Annotated in this window: 13 protein-coding genes; 6 read left to right on the top strand and 7 right to left on the bottom strand. The window is 55.1% G+C overall.

Translation table 11 applies throughout. The features are described from left to right. Positions 1-6 precede the first annotated feature (6 nt). The gene (locus tag ACR0J7_RS11015) at positions 7-708 is read left to right on the top strand and encodes a GntR family transcriptional regulator (protein WP_480914280.1); all 702 of its coding nucleotides are present in this window, start codon (positions 7-9) and stop codon (positions 706-708) included. A gap of 73 nt (positions 709-781) precedes the next feature. Here the strand turns inward: ACR0J7_RS11015 and ACR0J7_RS11010 are convergent, their stop codons facing one another. The 4 genes from ACR0J7_RS11010 to ACR0J7_RS10995 are packed head-to-tail and all read right to left on the bottom strand — an operon-like array spanning position 782 to position 4,776. Continuing rightward, a complete protein-coding gene (locus ACR0J7_RS11010; protein ID WP_480483630.1) occupies positions 782-1,108 on the bottom strand; it encodes a cytochrome o ubiquinol oxidase subunit IV in 327 nt (108 codons plus the stop codon). Next, positions 1,101-1,733, bottom strand: coding sequence for a cytochrome c oxidase subunit 3 (locus ACR0J7_RS11005; RefSeq protein WP_480914278.1), 633 nt, complete (start codon positions 1,731-1,733; stop codon positions 1,101-1,103). Before ACR0J7_RS11005 ends, ACR0J7_RS11010 begins: the two co-directional genes overlap by 8 nt. Next, entirely contained in the window at positions 1,730-3,820 is a 2,091-nt protein-coding gene (locus ACR0J7_RS11000) for a cbb3-type cytochrome c oxidase subunit I (RefSeq protein WP_480914275.1), read from the bottom strand. The genes ACR0J7_RS11005 and ACR0J7_RS11000 overlap by 4 nt, the downstream gene beginning before the upstream one ends. Continuing rightward, positions 3,817-4,776, bottom strand: coding sequence for a cytochrome ubiquinol oxidase subunit II (locus ACR0J7_RS10995; protein WP_480507035.1), 960 nt, complete (start codon positions 4,774-4,776; stop codon positions 3,817-3,819). The genes ACR0J7_RS11000 and ACR0J7_RS10995 overlap by 4 nt, the downstream gene beginning before the upstream one ends. A 186-nt stretch (positions 4,777-4,962) precedes the next feature. Here ACR0J7_RS10995 and ACR0J7_RS10990 point away from each other — a divergent pair, with 186 nt between their 5' ends. The 5 genes from ACR0J7_RS10990 (at position 4,963) to ACR0J7_RS10970 (ending at position 12,174) form a co-directional block, all read left to right on the top strand. After that, positions 4,963-6,198, top strand: a complete 1,236-nt coding sequence (locus ACR0J7_RS10990) for a lytic murein transglycosylase (protein ID WP_480914272.1) — start codon at positions 4,963-4,965, stop codon at positions 6,196-6,198. Between the two features lie 644 nt (positions 6,199-6,842). Continuing rightward, complete coding sequence (locus tag ACR0J7_RS10985) at positions 6,843-7,736, top strand: UTP--glucose-1-phosphate uridylyltransferase (protein ID WP_480773620.1); 894 nt, start codon at positions 6,843-6,845, stop codon at positions 7,734-7,736. Between the two features lie 73 nt (positions 7,737-7,809). Next, positions 7,810-9,249 carry a mannose-1-phosphate guanylyltransferase/mannose-6-phosphate isomerase gene (locus tag ACR0J7_RS10980; RefSeq protein WP_480870405.1) on the top strand — a complete coding sequence of 480 codons (1,440 nt, stop codon included), beginning with the start codon at positions 7,810-7,812 and terminating at the stop codon, positions 9,247-9,249. 174 nt (positions 9,250-9,423) lie between these two features. After that, positions 9,424-10,488 carry a DUF2793 domain-containing protein gene (locus tag ACR0J7_RS10975; RefSeq protein WP_480870534.1) on the top strand — a complete coding sequence of 355 codons (1,065 nt, stop codon included), beginning with the start codon at positions 9,424-9,426 and terminating at the stop codon, positions 10,486-10,488. Between the two features lie 381 nt (positions 10,489-10,869). Continuing rightward, positions 10,870-12,174 carry a UDP-glucose dehydrogenase family protein gene (locus tag ACR0J7_RS10970; RefSeq protein ID WP_480507040.1) on the top strand — a complete coding sequence of 435 codons (1,305 nt, stop codon included), beginning with the start codon at positions 10,870-10,872 and terminating at the stop codon, positions 12,172-12,174. 30 nt (positions 12,175-12,204) lie between these two features. Here the strand turns inward: ACR0J7_RS10970 and ACR0J7_RS10965 are convergent, their stop codons facing one another. Genes ACR0J7_RS10965 through ACR0J7_RS10955 form a run of 3 tightly spaced genes read right to left on the bottom strand, consistent with a single transcriptional unit; the run spans position 12,205 to position 14,586 of the window. Continuing rightward, complete coding sequence (locus ACR0J7_RS10965) at positions 12,205-13,281, bottom strand: helix-turn-helix domain-containing protein (protein ID WP_480914270.1); 1,077 nt, start codon at positions 13,279-13,281, stop codon at positions 12,205-12,207. Positions 13,282-13,327: 46 nt separating this feature from the next. Next, positions 13,328-14,065, bottom strand: a complete 738-nt coding sequence (locus tag ACR0J7_RS10960; protein ID WP_480914267.1) for an anti-sigma factor — start codon at positions 14,063-14,065, stop codon at positions 13,328-13,330. After that, a complete protein-coding gene (locus ACR0J7_RS10955; RefSeq protein ID WP_480914264.1) occupies positions 14,062-14,586 on the bottom strand; it encodes an RNA polymerase sigma factor in 525 nt (174 codons plus the stop codon). The genes ACR0J7_RS10960 and ACR0J7_RS10955 overlap by 4 nt, the downstream gene beginning before the upstream one ends. Positions 14,587-14,873 lie beyond the last annotated feature (287 nt).

Here is a 14,873-nt window from a genome sequence, read left to right as displayed (position 1 = left end):
CACAATGTGAACGGGCAGAAAAACACCGGCTTCCAGGATGTCCGCGACGAAGTTTTAAATCGCATCCAGACCAGAATCTGGCCGCAAGGCAGCCTGCTGCCTACCGAACTGGAGCTTGCCGCCGAATTCGGTTGTGCTCGCGCAACTGTCAATCGCGCTCTGCGTGAACTCGCTGATCAGGGTATTGTTACACGGAAACGCAAAGGTGGCACACGTGTGGTTACAACACCGGTCAAACAGGCCAGGCTGCCCATTGCAGTAGTCCGTCAAACCATTGAAGATATGAATGCAGAATACCGGTATGCGTTGGTCAGCCGTACGCTGATAGATTGTCCGGCATGGCTACAAGCCAAACTCGGACTGCCCGAGGGCACGCAAATTCTGCATTTGCGCTGTATGCACCATGCCGACAATCGCCCCTTCCAGTTCGAGGAGCGATGGATCAATACAGCCGCAGTACCGCACGTCATGAATGAGGACTTTCTGACCACCGGTCCAAACGAATGGTTGCTGGCCGAAGTTCCGTTTTCGAACGCGGAAATTGCCTTCTCGGCTGTTCCGGCGACCGGCCCGCTTAAGGATTTTCTTTCTGTTCCGCCCGGAACACCTTTGTTCCAGTTGGAGCGGACAACGTGGTTTCGAAAAACCCCGGTCACCTTTGTACGCATGACCTATCATCAGGGGTATCAAATGCGGACAACCTACTGAGGCTTTTTCCGCTATTGGTGGTCCTGCCGAAAGCCAAATCTCGACCCGCCACCCCGCTTGTTTCAAATACGCACTACATCAAGTGCATGTGCATTCGGGTGGCCAAATTGCCCAGAACCCAGACGGTGCCAAGGATCATGATCATCAGAACCAGTGTCGAAAACAGCACCAGGTGCAAATCTTCGCGGCTGCTGCGCCGACGGTCGATATGCAGGAAGTAGACAAGCTGCAACACAAGCTGCGCCAATCCAAGCAACCCGATGGTCAGGTAAACACCAACCGTTTCAATCCCATAAACCTGCGCTACGCCAAACATCGCTAAGGTCAGCAAAAGCGAGCCACCATACCCGATCACATAGCGCCGACGCTCGCGACGATGCATTTCAGAGCGCTTATCCATAGGTCAGACCTCCGAAATACACGATGGTAATGATCCCAATCCAGATCAGATCGAGAAAATGCCAGAACAACGCCAGCCGCACCACGCGCGAGATAACCACATCCGTCATGCCCTTGACGCGTAGCTGGATACCCAAAACGATCAGCCAAAGGCATCCAGTCGCAACGTGCAGACCATGAAGCGGGACCAACCCAAAAAAGGCTGACAGAAAACCGCTGCGCTGCGGAATGCCGCCTTTTTCCGCCATGGCCATGAAGTCACGCACTTCCAGCACCAGAAAACCAAGCCCCAGCACAAGAGTGACGCCAAACCACAAGACAATGCGACCGCGCGGCAGATTGTACTTCAGCGCCAGCATGGCAAGACCCACTGTCAGGCTGCTGGTCAGCAGTATCAGGGTTTGCGCAAAAACACTTTTCAGATCAAACAACTCGTGCGGGCCGGGTCCACCTGCCTGTGCATCGATCATTGTTATGTAAATAGCGAACATTAGGCCGAAATAAACCAGGTCGCTCATCAAGAAGACCCAGAACCCAAAGGTGACAACCTCGGTCGCCTTGTGGGCACTGGCGTGATGTTCTCCCAGATTGATACCGGGATAGCTGTGTGTCGGCGCGCGCTTCATGTCACCACCTCCAGATCCGGGCGGGCAAGGCCGCGGTTTTCCGAAGAAGTTTCTGAGTCGCGATCAACCGCCGCTTCGCTGTGGACCAACGCCAACCAGGCTTCGTGATCCCTTCGCACCTCTTCCGCGGGGATGGTGAGTTCTGTACTGTCATCAAATGTCCAGATGATCACCGCAAGGATCATCAAAACCGTCATTATCGCGGCAAGCCACCAGATCCACCAGACCAGCGCAAACATCCATATGCCGCTGAGAACGCAAAGGACAAAGCCAATTCCCGTGTTTCGGGGCAGTTCGATATCTTCATAAGCGTCTGGTGTTGGATAGGCTGTTCCTTTTGCCTTCTGTGCCGTGAATTCATCCCGATCCGTAACCTTGGGGATGATCGCAAAGTTGTACGCGGGAGGTGGTGAAGGGATAGTCCATTCCAATGTGCGACCATCCCAGGGATCCCCAACAGGAACGCGGGTTTGGTCGCGGTCACGAATGCTGACCCATAGCTGGATCAGGACCGAGAACAATCCACAGGTAATAACTATCGCTCCGATGATGGCCACGATCATGAAAGGGTGGAAAGACGGATCGCTATAGCTGAAAGAGCGGCGTGGCATGCCCAACAGCCCGACGAAATAGAGCGGCATGAATGTCAGCAAAAACCCCCCGGTCCAGCAAAAGACAGAAACCCGGCCCCAGAATTCGTTCAGTCGGAATCCAAAGGCCTTGGGGAACCAGTAATTGTATGCCGCCAACAATCCGAACAACACTCCAGGCAATAACGCGTTGTGGAAGTGAGCCACCAAAAACAGCGTATTGTGAACCTGGTAGTCTACGGTTGGGTTTGCCAGGATCACGCCGCTCAGCCCACCGATGGCAAACAGCATCAAAAATGACAGCCCATAGAGCATCGGCACCGAAAACCGAATGCGCCCCCGCCACAACGTCGCCATCCAGTCATAGACTTTCACGCCGGTTGGGATGGCAATCAGCATGGTCGCAATGCCAAACACCGCGTTGATCAGCGCGCTTTGCCCCATGGTAAAAAAGTGGTGCAGCCAGACTGTGAACGACAACACTGCGATCGACATGGTCGCGATGACAAGCGAGTTGTAGCCATAAAGCCGTTTGGCCGAGAAGGTCGCAAACACCTCGGAATAGATGCCATAAGCAGGCAAAACCAGCAGGTAAACCTCGGGGTGGCCGAACAGCCAAAACAGATTGGCATAGTTCATCATGTTGCCACCGAGGTCGTTTGTGAAAAAGTGGAAATCAAGATAGCGATCAGCGGCAAGCATCAGCGCGGCGACACCCAAAGGTGGCATGGCAAAGACGATCAGGATCGAACTGCAAATGATCGTCCAGCAATACATCGGCAGCCGCATGAACGTCATGCCCGGCGCGCGCAACTTGTAGATCGTAACGGCAAAATTGATACCGGTCAGCGAGGTGCCAATGCCCGAAACTACGATGGCCCAGATCCAGTAATCCGGCCCAACGCCGGGATTGAACGCCGCGCCGGTATACGGTGGATAGGCTGTCCAGCCGCCGGTCGAAAACTCTCCAACCACCAGCGACACCATCAGCATCATGCCTGACGAAACCGTAAGACCCAGACTGATCTGGTTTAGTCGCGGGAACGCCACATCACGCGCGCCGATCATCAGCGGGACAATGTAATTCGCAACACCAAAGACAAAGGGAACGGCAACAAAGAAGACCATGATTGTGCCGTGGGTGCTGAAAAGTTCGGCAAAATGTTCCGCTTCGAGGAAGCCGTCGCCGGGCCCGGAAGCCTGCTGCGCGCGCATGACAACGCCTTCAAGGACTCCGCGTGCCAGCATCACGATGGCAAAGACGATATACATGATACCGATCTTTTTGTGATCGACGCTGGTCAGCCAATCGCGCCACAGGGGTGTCCACAGACGAAACCAGCTCAGCAATCCTACGACAACCACAGCGCCAATAATCACAACAGCTGCGGCTGTATTGGCCACAATCTCATTAGTATTTGGGTTCTGGATCAACCCGGCAATCGGAAAAGCGTCCCAACTCAGACGCCCGAAGAAACCTGTCTCGGTCGGCGTCATTTTTGCGCCTCCTGCCCAAATGATGCAGTTCCAGGCTGTAGATCGATGGGCAGCGGCTGACCGCTGTGGTAGCGGCTCAGGATATTCCGGAACAGATCGTCTTTTATTGTGAAGTAGAGCGCATCATCCGGCATCCGAGATGTTCCCAAAGCGGCCTGAACTTCATCCCTGTCGGTCCGCATGGCCAGTTTCCGATACGTTGCCACATCTAGTTGGATGCTGTTGTTACGCACTTTTTCGACCCAAGCGTCGAAATCCTCATCACTCATTGCGATGGTGCGGAACTTCTGCTTGGTAAAGCCCCGTCCGTTGTACTGAGTGTTTTCACCCTGCATCACTTCCGGCGCATCCGCGACAAGATGTAACTGGGTGGTCATGCCCGGCATCGCATAAATCTGTCCGGCCAGCGCGGGTATCATAAACGACTGCATCACGGTATCGGTTGTCAGCGTCAATGCAACTTGCCGCTTTGTCGGAATTCCGAACTCTCCTACAGTGGCGACCCCAAGATCGGGGTACAGAAACAGCCACTTCCAATCCAGACCGACAACCTGAACCCGCAGCGCCGGATCTTCACCAAACGGTGCCGAATACGGGTCAAGCCGATGCGTCGCCTTCCAAAGGTAAAAAGACAGCAAGGCCACGATTATGACAGGCACACCCCACATTACAAATTCCAGCTTTGCCGAGAAATCCCAATCCGGCGCGTAGGGCGCAATGCGGTTGCTCCGGCGGCGATACCGAAACGCTATTATCGGGACCAGCACCAATACCGGGATAACGGCCAGCAGGATCAATACGGTCGCCCGAAGCAAATGCGTTTTCTGAACTGCCGCTATTGGGCCTTGCGGGTCCATAAAGCTGTCGCTGGCCAAAGCTGGTTGCGCCGAAACGATCAACAGGAGCACAACGACAAGCCTGAGCAAGGATGGATTGGACGAAATGACTTGTGCCACAGCTGACTGTCCTCTCCTCATCTCAATCCCATGCAACTATCGGCAAGCGGGTGAATTTTCTCAAGAGTTTTTCCGAACCGGGGATTGCCATCCTCAATTTTCTTTCAACTTTGGGTGTAAACGGCGACGGGTCGCGCGGCATCTTCCCGTTGACTTGCAAGGCCAGTCGGGACAGATAAATCGTCAATGCGTATTTTGCTGTTCACTCTAGGATTGATCATTCTGTCCCAGACCGCACTGGCACAGGATCGTGCAGCAATTGAACGCCAGTTTCAGTCGTGGTTGTTGGAGACGATCTGGCCGCAGGCGCAGGCCAAAGGTGTTTCGCGCAACACACTGCAACAGGCGTTTTCTGGTGTTACTCTGAACTGGGACCTGCCTGATCTGGTTCCCCCCGGACATAAACGCAAAACGCCCAAGGCGCAAAAACAAGCCGAGTTTGGATCGCCCAGCCGGTATTTCAATCCGGGGTCAATTCAGGGCGCAACGTCTATCGGGCGCAGGATGGCGAGGCAACACTCTGCGATTCTTGCGAAAGTCGAAAGCAATACAGGCGTTCCTGCTCGCATCATTCTGGCAATCTGGGGCAGAGAGAGTGGCTATGGGCAGGTGCCGATCCGCCATGATGCGTTCAGGGTTTTGTCGACCAAGGCATTCATGAGCACGCGCGCGGACTACTTCACGGCCGAGCTTATCGCGGCTCTGCAAATCGCGGAAGCAGGACCCCTGCCAGCCCGGCAAATGAAAAGCAGTTGGGCAGGCGCGTTAGGACAACCCCAATTCATGCCATCAAGCTATTTGACTTACGCCGCAGATGGCAACGGCGATGGACAGGTCGATATCTGGGGGTCATCCGATGATACAATCACATCGATTGGCAACTACCTGAAACAGCACGGCTGGCTCCCCGGGCGTGACTGGGGTTTCGAAGTGTCTGTGCCGGCAACCGTTTCATGTGCATTGGAAGGACCTGATCAGGGGCAGTCAATCCAGCAATGGGAAGCGATGGGCATAAACCGGGTCTCGGGCAAACCTTTTCCAGCCCACGAGTTGAAGGGGGCAGGTTACCTGATGATGCCGGCAGGACGATTTGGTCCTGCTTTTCTGGTCACTCCGAATTTTTACGTTTTGAAGGAATACAACAAAAGCGATCTGTATGCTTTGTTCGTCGGCCACGTCGGTGACAGAATCCAATTTGGAAGCGGCGATTTTAAAGGGCAATGGGGCAAGGTCGGCGGCTTGTACCGTTCTGATATAGCAAAAATGCAGGGCGCGCTGGAAAGCTTGGGGTACGATGTTGGAGGCGTTGACGGCTTGCCAGGTTTCAAAACCCGTCGATCCATAGGCAGATGGCAGGAAACGAAGGGTGTTGCACCCACCTGTTTTCCCGAAACCTCGATGACAACGAAACTGGTCCGATAAGGCGCCAAGCATGCGTTGAACGGTCCCTCGCGACTTGCTTGAGCATCTTATCGCCAGTCGCAACAGACCGCCGTTATCACCAATCTTTGCGGTTCTGGCCATATTGTTGCCCATTCGAAAACGGACTTGATGCGTCAGATCATGTATTTCCAAGAAGCTCGGATGTTTGCCGACGGGTTACTTGTGCACATAAGACACGTTACTTGACGCAGTTTGCGACTAAGCGAGCCGTGTTAATTTCAGTTGCACAGTCCCTGCCATCTAAATTCTTTTCGGCCGCGCAGTCCTAAACTACTCGTCATAACAAGGCGCTATGCCCATCCAAAGAAAAGTATGCAGGACTCCGTCCGGGAGTTTTTCAAGGCGACCGACGCCGCTCCAAACATATCAACTTTCCGTGAACGACAAATCGTCGTCAGATTTTTAGCACAGAGTTTTAGCGGAAGGGTCTCTGGGAACTGTGGTTCAGGCCTTGTATACAGGAAACACCGGAGTCGGCTTTTGACTCATCTGGACCGAGGTGGCACGATTTGGTCAATAACGGCCGGCACACCGGGCATGATTGATTGACGCGGTTTTGAAGACTAAGAGGACATTCCGGATGTTTTCTGCTTTTCCGGCCAAGTTTTGTTTTGAGAGGCACCATGACACGCAAAGTCACCAAAGCAGTTTTTCCAGTGGCGGGAATGGGAACCCGGTTTTTGCCGGCAACCAAATCTGTTCCGAAAGAGATCATGACGTTGGTGGATCGCCCGCTGGTGCAATATGCAATCGATGAAGCGCGCGCCGCTGGTATCAAAGAGTTCATCTTTGTGACTTCTCGCGGGAAATCCGCGCTTGAAGATTACTTTGACCACAACCTTGTCCTCGAACAGGAACTAATGGCCAAGGGCAAAAACAAGCTTCTCGATATCTTGAACAAGACGAATATGGAAAGCGGCGCGATTGCCTATATCCGCCAACACAAAGCCCTGGGGTTGGGGCATGCTGTATGGTGTGCACGCCGTTTGATAGGCGATGAACCTTTCGCCGTAATGCTGCCTGACGATGTGATTGCTGCAGATAAACCATGTCTGCAACAAATGGTTGAAGCCTATGAGGAAACGGGCGGCAACATGGTGGCAACGATGGAAGTTTCACCAGAAAAGACCAGTTCGTACGGCGTGCTTGATGTCGTCGACAGTATCGGCCCGGTCATTCCGGCCAGGAGCATGGTCGAAAAGCCTGAACCATCGAAAGCGCCATCCAATCTGGCGGTTATCGGGCGCTATATTCTTCGACCTTCTGTGTTGAACAACCTGAACGCAATGAAAACCGGAAGCGGCGGTGAAATCCAACTGACTGATGCAATCGCCGAGGATATCGCATCCGGCGTGCCCGTTTTTGGCTACAAGTTCGACGGGCAGCGTTTCGATTGCGGTTCAAAATCCGGTTTTCTGCAAGCGACAGTTTCCTTTGCCCTTGCCCGTGACGACCTGCGTGATGATCTGAGCCAATATCTGAATGACATTGTGGCAACTGGAAAAGCAGCCCAGTAGCTACGGGATCTTCCATTCCACAAAAAAAGAATTGAGCAATATCGTTGGTCATCAGCAATTCAGGGGCACGTGTATGAACAGAACGGTCTATCCAGTCATCCTGTGTGGTGGTTCCGGAACGCGTTTGTGGCCCCTGTCGCGCAAAAGCTATCCCAAGCAATTCGTTCCACTTGTCGGAAAAACCAGTCTGTTACAGGATTGTGCCGACCGGATGCTTGGACCCTCGCATACGCCCTATGCCAAACCACTGGTTCTCACCAACGAAGCCTTTCGGTTTATTGTACCTGAACAGCTGACCGCTATTGGGATCGACCCCGGTCCGATTCTGATTGAGCCTGAAGGGCGAAACACGGCCCCTGCCGTACTGGCGGCTGCGTTGTACCTTGCCTCACGTGATCCGGATGCCATCATGCTGGTCGCGCCTTCAGATCATGTGCTTCCAAACAAGGCCGCTTTTCATCAGGCCGTCGCCACAGGCGTGCGAGCAATTGCCGAACGAAGCGATCTGGTGACATTTGGCATCACGCCCACTCGACCCGAAACCGGGTATGGCTACTTAAAGCTGAACGACGCCCCAGACGCGTCCGGGGGTGCAGTTCGCTTGGATCGGTTCGTGGAGAAACCGGATTTGGAAGCCGCGCAGGCGATGGTGAAAGATGGCAGTTACCTGTGGAATTCCGGCATCTTCCTGTTTGCGGTACGTGACATCGTTGCAGCATATGAAAAATACGCAAGCACCCTTGTTGCACCTGTCCAACAGGCCGTCGACAACGCAAAGACAGATTTGGGGTTCCTAAGATTGGACCCTTCGGCTTGGGCTGACGTCGATGACATCTCGATCGACTATGCGGTCATGGAAAAAGCCCCCAACCTTAGCGTGGTTCCGTATTCCGCAGGTTGGTCGGATGTTGGAAGTTGGACGGCTGTTCAAGAATTGTCAAACCCTGATGAAAACGGCATCGCGACATATGGGGAAGTAACCACAATCGACTGCCGCAACGTTCTGATACGATCAGAATCACCTGCGCAGGAAGTGGTGGCAATGGGGCTTGAGAACATTATCGCAATTGCGATGCCAGATGCTGTGCTGGTTGCTAGCATGGATAAAGCTCAGGACGTCAAGCAGGCTGTCGCTGCCTTAAAGGCTAAAGAGGCCAAACAGGCTGATACGCTTCCGGTCGATCACCGCCCCTGGGGCTGGTTTGAGAGCCTCGTGATCGGTGACAGATTTCAGGTCAAGCGAATCCATGTGCATCCTGGCGCAGCGCTCAGCCTGCAGTCCCATCACCATCGGTCCGAGCATTGGATTGTGGTTGAGGGCACCGCCAAGGTCACAATCGATGATCAGGAACGGTTGGTTAGCGAAAATCAGTCTGTCTATATCCCGCTGGGTGCCGTGCACCGGATGGAGAACCCTGGCAAAGTGCCCATGGTTTTGATCGAAGTGCAGACCGGCACCTATTTAGGCGAAGATGACATCATTCGATATGAAGACATTTATGCCCGGGACTAAGCGGCGACATAGTTCTCCATAGGCCATACTCGGGTCGGCTTGTCCCCGGGGATACTCAAGTTAACAGATTATTTCCTGTGCGGTCGGCCGGGTCAGACGGGATTGACGCGTCTTACGGCAGAGTGGCGCGCAACCGACTTTCGGACCGACAGCCACAGGAGGACCCTCGTGTCAATGACCTCACCCAGATTGCGCCTGCCTTTTCTACAACCTTCGCAGGCTCAAAAGCACGTCACCCACAACGAGGCACTGCGACAGCTTGATCTGGTCGTTCAGCTAACAGTTCAGACGACCAATGCCAGCACCCCGCCCGTTGTCCCCGAGCAGGGTGATATCCATGCTCTGGGCGTCACCCCCACCGGGGACTGGGCCGGACATGCAGGAGAGCTTGCCGCATGGCTGGACAACGCCTGGCATTTCTTGACCCCGTATGCGGGCTGGCGCGCCTGGGACGAGGCCACTGGTGAACTGAAGATCTGGAATGGGTCTGACTGGCTGCCCTTGCCCGTCAATACTCAGAACCTGAATGGTATTGGGGTGGCAACAAGTTCGGACGCTACGAATCGCTTGTCTGTCCGAAGCCCGGCAACGCTTCTGAGCCATGAGGGCGGCGGGCATCAGCTGAAGATCAACAAGGCGGGTGCCAGCGATACAGCATCGCTGGTGTTTCAGTCGAACTGGACCGGTCACGCTGAAATGGGGTTATCCGGAAGTACGGGGTTTTCAATCAAAGTGTCCCCTGACGGAGGTACCTGGACGGAAGCTCTGACTTTTGACCCCGCGACCGGAACAGCGGCTGGTGCGGCTGTTCAGGGCGATGCGACGGATACCACTTCGGGTCGCTTGATGCGTGCCGACTACGGTTATGGGCCGGGTAACCTTCTGGGGTCGGTATCAGAAGTTGGCGGTATACCAACCGGTGCGGTCATAGAGCGCGGAAGTAACACCAATGGCGAATTTACACGTTTTGCCGATGGAACCCTGATCTGCACCGCCGCGTTGCTTCCTGTCGCATGCACGGCCGCGGAAGGCGTATTGTTCGCAAGCGCTGCAATGACGTGGAACTACCCAGCGCCATTTTCCTCTGCGCCAAGCGTTAGTGGCAGCGCTGGAGCCAATAATCGTTTCATCGGGTTTGATGTGCCCGGAAACACTCAAGCCACGTGCAAAGCCCTCTCTGTAACTTCGGATACAGCGGCTTTTTCACCAAGTGTCATCGCCATAGGGCGCTGGTTCTGAGCACAGCTGCCGCCTGAACTGTGGTTCGGGCGGTTTTTTTGCGTCGTCGGTCCATTTCTATAGCAATCGCCAATTCCATTGGACCCGCCACAGCCGCCTTGCTCCGGGCGGAAAGTGGGCGGCGCAACACCGCCCGCTTAGTGGCTGTTTATTACTGGTCCATGCCCAGAATTGTATCATTTCAGCTGACAATGGACGTGATTCAACAAGTTCTGCGCAGCACGACGGATTGTAAAAACTCTGTTCCCGCGCATATTGCCTCAAAAACAACAAGAAAACATGGGAACTCAGCAACCATACCTGTAAATCATTGAAACCGGCGCCGGATTCTTCGATTGTGCCCGCGCCGTTGATAGTAATTGGTACAAAAGGATTTGGCAGATGCGCATTGCAATGATCGGCACCGGGTATGTGGGCCTTGTTTCCGGTGTGTGTTTCTCGGACTTCGGTCATGATGTGATTTGTGTTGATAAGGCTGAGCAGAAGATCGATATGCTCAAAGCCGGACAGGTGCCTATTTATGAACCGGGTCTGGACGTGCTGATGGCGCGAAACGTCGCGGCTGGCCGCCTGAGCTTCACAACCGACCTTGCAGCCGCAGTGGACGGCGCGGACGCTGTCTTTATTGCTGTCGGAACGCCAACCCGGCGTGGAGACGGCCATGCGGATCTGACTTATGTGATGGCAGCGGCGGAAGAAATCGCTCAGGCTGTCACCGGGTATACCGTTATCGTCACAAAATCGACTGTGCCCGTCGGAACAAACAGGAATGTGTGGGAAACAGTCAAGGCCGCCAACCCCCAGGCCGAATTTGACGTGGCTTCGAACCCTGAATTCCTTCGCGAAGGCGCGGCAATCGACGATTTCATGCGCCCGGATCGCGTCGTGGTCGGCGTTGAAAATGACCGCGCGGCCGAAGTGATGGCAGAAATATACCGCCCTCTGTATCTGCGCGACTTCCCGATCCTGACCACCGATCTGGAAAGCGCGGAGATGATAAAATACGCCGCCAACGCGTTTTTGGCGACCAAGATCACCTTCATCAATGAAATCGCCGGGCTATGCGAAAAAGTTGGTGCGGATGTTAAAGAAGTCTCGCGTGGCATTGGCCTTGACGGGCGGATTGGCAACAAATTCCTGCATGCAGGGCCTGGCTACGGTGGTTCATGTTTTCCAAAAGACACGGCCGCGTTGGCCCGGATCGGGCAGGACCACGCGCATCCGATGCAGATCACCGAGACCGTCATCCGCGTGAATGACGAAATCAAGAAACGGATGATCGAGAAAATTCGTGACGCATGTGACGATCATTTCAACGGCAAGACCGTGGCGGTTCTGGGTGTCACGTTCAAACCCAATACGGACGATATGCGTGACGCGCCATCACTGTCCATCGTACCCGCCCTGATAGGCGGAGGCGCAAAGGTGCGCGTTGTTGACCCACAGGGAAAATCTGAAGGAGAGGCGCTTTTGCCTGGCGTCGAATGGTGCGACGATCCGTATGTCGCTGCGCGGGGCGCGGATGTTGTTGTGCTGCTGACGGAATGGAATGAATTCCGCGCGCTGAACCTTTCCGAAATTGCGGCGTCAATGAAATCAGCCAGGATGGTCGACCTGCGCAACATCTACTCGAAAACTACAGCGCTGAAATCGGGGTTTGAAACCTACGTCGGCGTTGGACGCTGAAAGCACCCGTCCTCGCAAGTAGTTGACGGATCATAGTGCGGCTGTCCAAACCCGGTAGCGGCCTTGTCCGGTGACCTCGCGCACCAGGCCTCTCCGGGTGAACAGGTCAAAGTTCCGCTGAACCGCTGCGCGGGAAGAATTGGTAAGTTCTTCTGCAAGTGGGGCCGAGACCATCGGCCACGCCGCCAGAGCATCAATCAGACGCGGGGGGGTGCGACCGCTCAGATCCTGCGTCGCGTCGCGGGCCTTATCCTCCCAGACACTGATCCTGTCGAGGTGCAGCAAAGCCGCAAGAACAGCTTGCCCGGCGCCCTGTATCCAAGACCCTAACTTTTCCGTCGGCCCACCTGTTCCGCGCAACGCACCCGGACCAGACAACGCCAGAGGCATGAACATTGCGCCACCCCGCCCCATCGAAGCCGCGTGCCGCGCTGCGATGATTGCCGCCTCGGTGTCTTGTCCGACCCCCTGCGAAACCGCTCGCCATGCATGAAACGCGATGGCCGATTGTGTCACCGGGTGCAGCCTTTCAGCATTCCGCATGACTTCGGCCAGATCAACGATCGCTTCGGGCGTCGCTTCAGCCCCCTGAGCCAGACGGTCAAGAAACGCGGTCAACCCGCTTTCCCACCCGCCACTAGCAGGGCCTGCGCCTGAGCTCAGACGGCGTACGGCCCAACCTGCCCGAAACAGCGCCTGCACGTCATCGTGGGTCGCGCCTATCCTCAGACCCGTCCACAAAGCCAGGCGGTCCACGCTGACCCGATCCCCTGTCCACCACCCCAGATCGGACGTTTCCATAAGTGCCAAACGGTGCGTCCACCCCTCAGGCCCCGAACGCAGCCGCTCGTCCAGAGCACCAAAGGTCAGGGCAAGATCAGCAAGCTCTGCCGACAGTTCTGATTGTGCCGAATGCCAATCGCGCGGATCGAATAACGGGCGCTGATCTGATCGGGGACCGGGCAGAAAGAAATCTTCCTCCACGTCCTGGTCCGGGGGCAAAAACCAGGGATCATCCTCTTCTGCCGAATCGCCGTCATAGATGCTGGCTGGGCCAAGGTCATCGACCTCGTCTTCTGGAAGGGGCATGGTTTTTTTCGACGTCATACCCGGCATTCTTCGGGCATTTGCAACAGTTCACAAGGGTTTTCCATCAGCCCGAGAATGTGCGGGTCAACACTTCCAGTTCGTTGCTTAAATCCGTGTGTGGGGAATTGCCCAACAGCATATATCCATAACCGCCCTGCTCCCACTTTGCAGTTGCCAAACCGCTCAACACCGTTTGTTGGACTTCGGTATTTGGGGCATTCGGTCCCTGGCGAATGACACAGAAGGCAAGTGGTCGACCCTGATCATCGGCAAAAACCACTTGGATCAAGGGCTTGCCTTTGAAGGAAAGAACCTGCGCCCGCTTCAGCTCCAGCCCTGGCAACGCTTCCAGTGTTTCCTGATTCAGCGTTCGTCCCAGTTCGGCTTCGGCCATTGCAAATTGCTTGGCCAGCGACGCGTCCGAACTGTCCAGCGATGCAATCGTTTCCGGCACGTAAAGTGATTGATAGATCGCGGCCTGCTGGGCCCAGCTTAAATCTGCTGGCCGGGTGGCCCAGAATGTTACGGCGACGGCTGCAAATGCCGCGCTGGCCGCCACCGCAACAAGACGCAGAAACCCGTTATTGGCGGGCCGCGTCGTTATTTCCGGCAGGTCCACCTTCGGCGCTTCAGCGGGCAGGTTCTCAAAAACATCCCGAACAACAGGCGCAAATGGATCCAGCGCCATCAGACGATGTTCCAGCGCAGCGTCATCTTCAACCGCAGCCTCAATGGCGCGGGTCTGAGCCTCATCCAGGCTGCCTTCCAGATACGCTAGAAGCGTCTCGTCGGAAAACGTCATTTGCCACTCCGTCGCGCGGTGTCCGCTGCATCAATCTGCATCACGGTTTTAAGTTTCTGCCGGGCATTCGAAAGCCGGCTCATGATCGTGCCAATTGGAACCTCCAACAAGGCAGCGGCTTCGCGGTAACTGTACCCCTCAACGAAGACGAGCATTACCGCTTCGCGCTGTGCCTCAGGCAACTGCATCACTTGAGTAAACACTTCAGCCGCGAAAATATTCGTTTCTGTATCCGGTCCCGTTGCAACCAGATCCGCTTCGGGGGTCACCGACAGCGCCTGCGCGCGCCGAACCGACCGTGAACGCAGCTCATTCAGCCAGATTGACCGGCAGATTGTCATCAACCAGCTGTCTAGTCGGTTGTGCGACGTCACCTGATGATGTCGTTCAAGCGCGCGCAAACATGTGGCCTGCAACAAATCGTCAGCTACATCCGAGGCACCCGATAATGCCATCGCAAACCGCCAGACACGCTTCGAATGCGTCTGAACCGCATCGCGGACGGCTTGTTCAGAAGTCATCTCGGCTCTCATCGAATGATCGCGACCTGCTTGTGTTTCTCAATCACGGACCGGACCCGCAAGGGCAGAATTGTCATATTTAGCGGTGAAATGAAACGAAACTCCTGCTCCATGCAGTCACGTTTGCGTCTGTAATTGTTGCAGCGCCTGTTTCTGCAACCAACTTGGCGTTGGATATTGGCCATTTGCGACGGTTGTTTTGGTTGTGGGTTTGGTGGTGAGGTCTTATTTAGCGTGTTTGGATGTTGGGATGGGTTGGTCTGCCGCAGGGTAGCATCAGCCCTTTA

It is taken from the genome of Ruegeria sp. O4 (genome assembly GCF_056535125.1).
Note: the sequence above shows the minus strand (reverse complement) of the source record. Positions and strands in the feature narration are given on the sequence as shown.

What these genes read in the sequence shown, in the direction of transcription:
- ACR0J7_RS10955 (WP_480914264.1), bottom strand. Translation starts at nt 14,586, where the DNA reads ATGACTTCTGAACAAGCCGTCCGCGATGCGGTTCAGACGCATTCGAAG.
- ACR0J7_RS10960 (WP_480914267.1), bottom strand. Translation starts at nt 14,065, where the DNA reads ATGACGTTTTCCGACGAGACGCTTCTAGCGTATCTGGAAGGCAGCCTG.
- ACR0J7_RS11005 (WP_480914278.1), bottom strand. Translation starts at nt 1,733, where the DNA reads ATGAAGCGCGCGCCGACACACAGCTATCCCGGTATCAATCTGGGAGAA.
- ACR0J7_RS10980 (WP_480870405.1), top strand. Translation starts at nt 7,810, where the DNA reads ATGAACAGAACGGTCTATCCAGTCATCCTGTGTGGTGGTTCCGGAACG.
- ACR0J7_RS11000 (WP_480914275.1), bottom strand. Translation starts at nt 3,820, where the DNA reads ATGACGCCGACCGAGACAGGTTTCTTCGGGCGTCTGAGTTGGGACGCT.
- ACR0J7_RS10990 (WP_480914272.1), top strand. Translation starts at nt 4,963, where the DNA reads ATGCGTATTTTGCTGTTCACTCTAGGATTGATCATTCTGTCCCAGACC.
- ACR0J7_RS10985 (WP_480773620.1), top strand. Translation starts at nt 6,843, where the DNA reads ATGACACGCAAAGTCACCAAAGCAGTTTTTCCAGTGGCGGGAATGGGA.
- ACR0J7_RS10975 (WP_480870534.1), top strand. Translation starts at nt 9,424, where the DNA reads ATGACCTCACCCAGATTGCGCCTGCCTTTTCTACAACCTTCGCAGGCT.
- ACR0J7_RS10970 (WP_480507040.1), top strand. Translation starts at nt 10,870, where the DNA reads ATGCGCATTGCAATGATCGGCACCGGGTATGTGGGCCTTGTTTCCGGT.
- ACR0J7_RS11010 (WP_480483630.1), bottom strand. Translation starts at nt 1,108, where the DNA reads ATGGATAAGCGCTCTGAAATGCATCGTCGCGAGCGTCGGCGCTATGTG.
- ACR0J7_RS10965 (WP_480914270.1), bottom strand. Translation starts at nt 13,281, where the DNA reads ATGACGTCGAAAAAAACCATGCCCCTTCCAGAAGACGAGGTCGATGAC.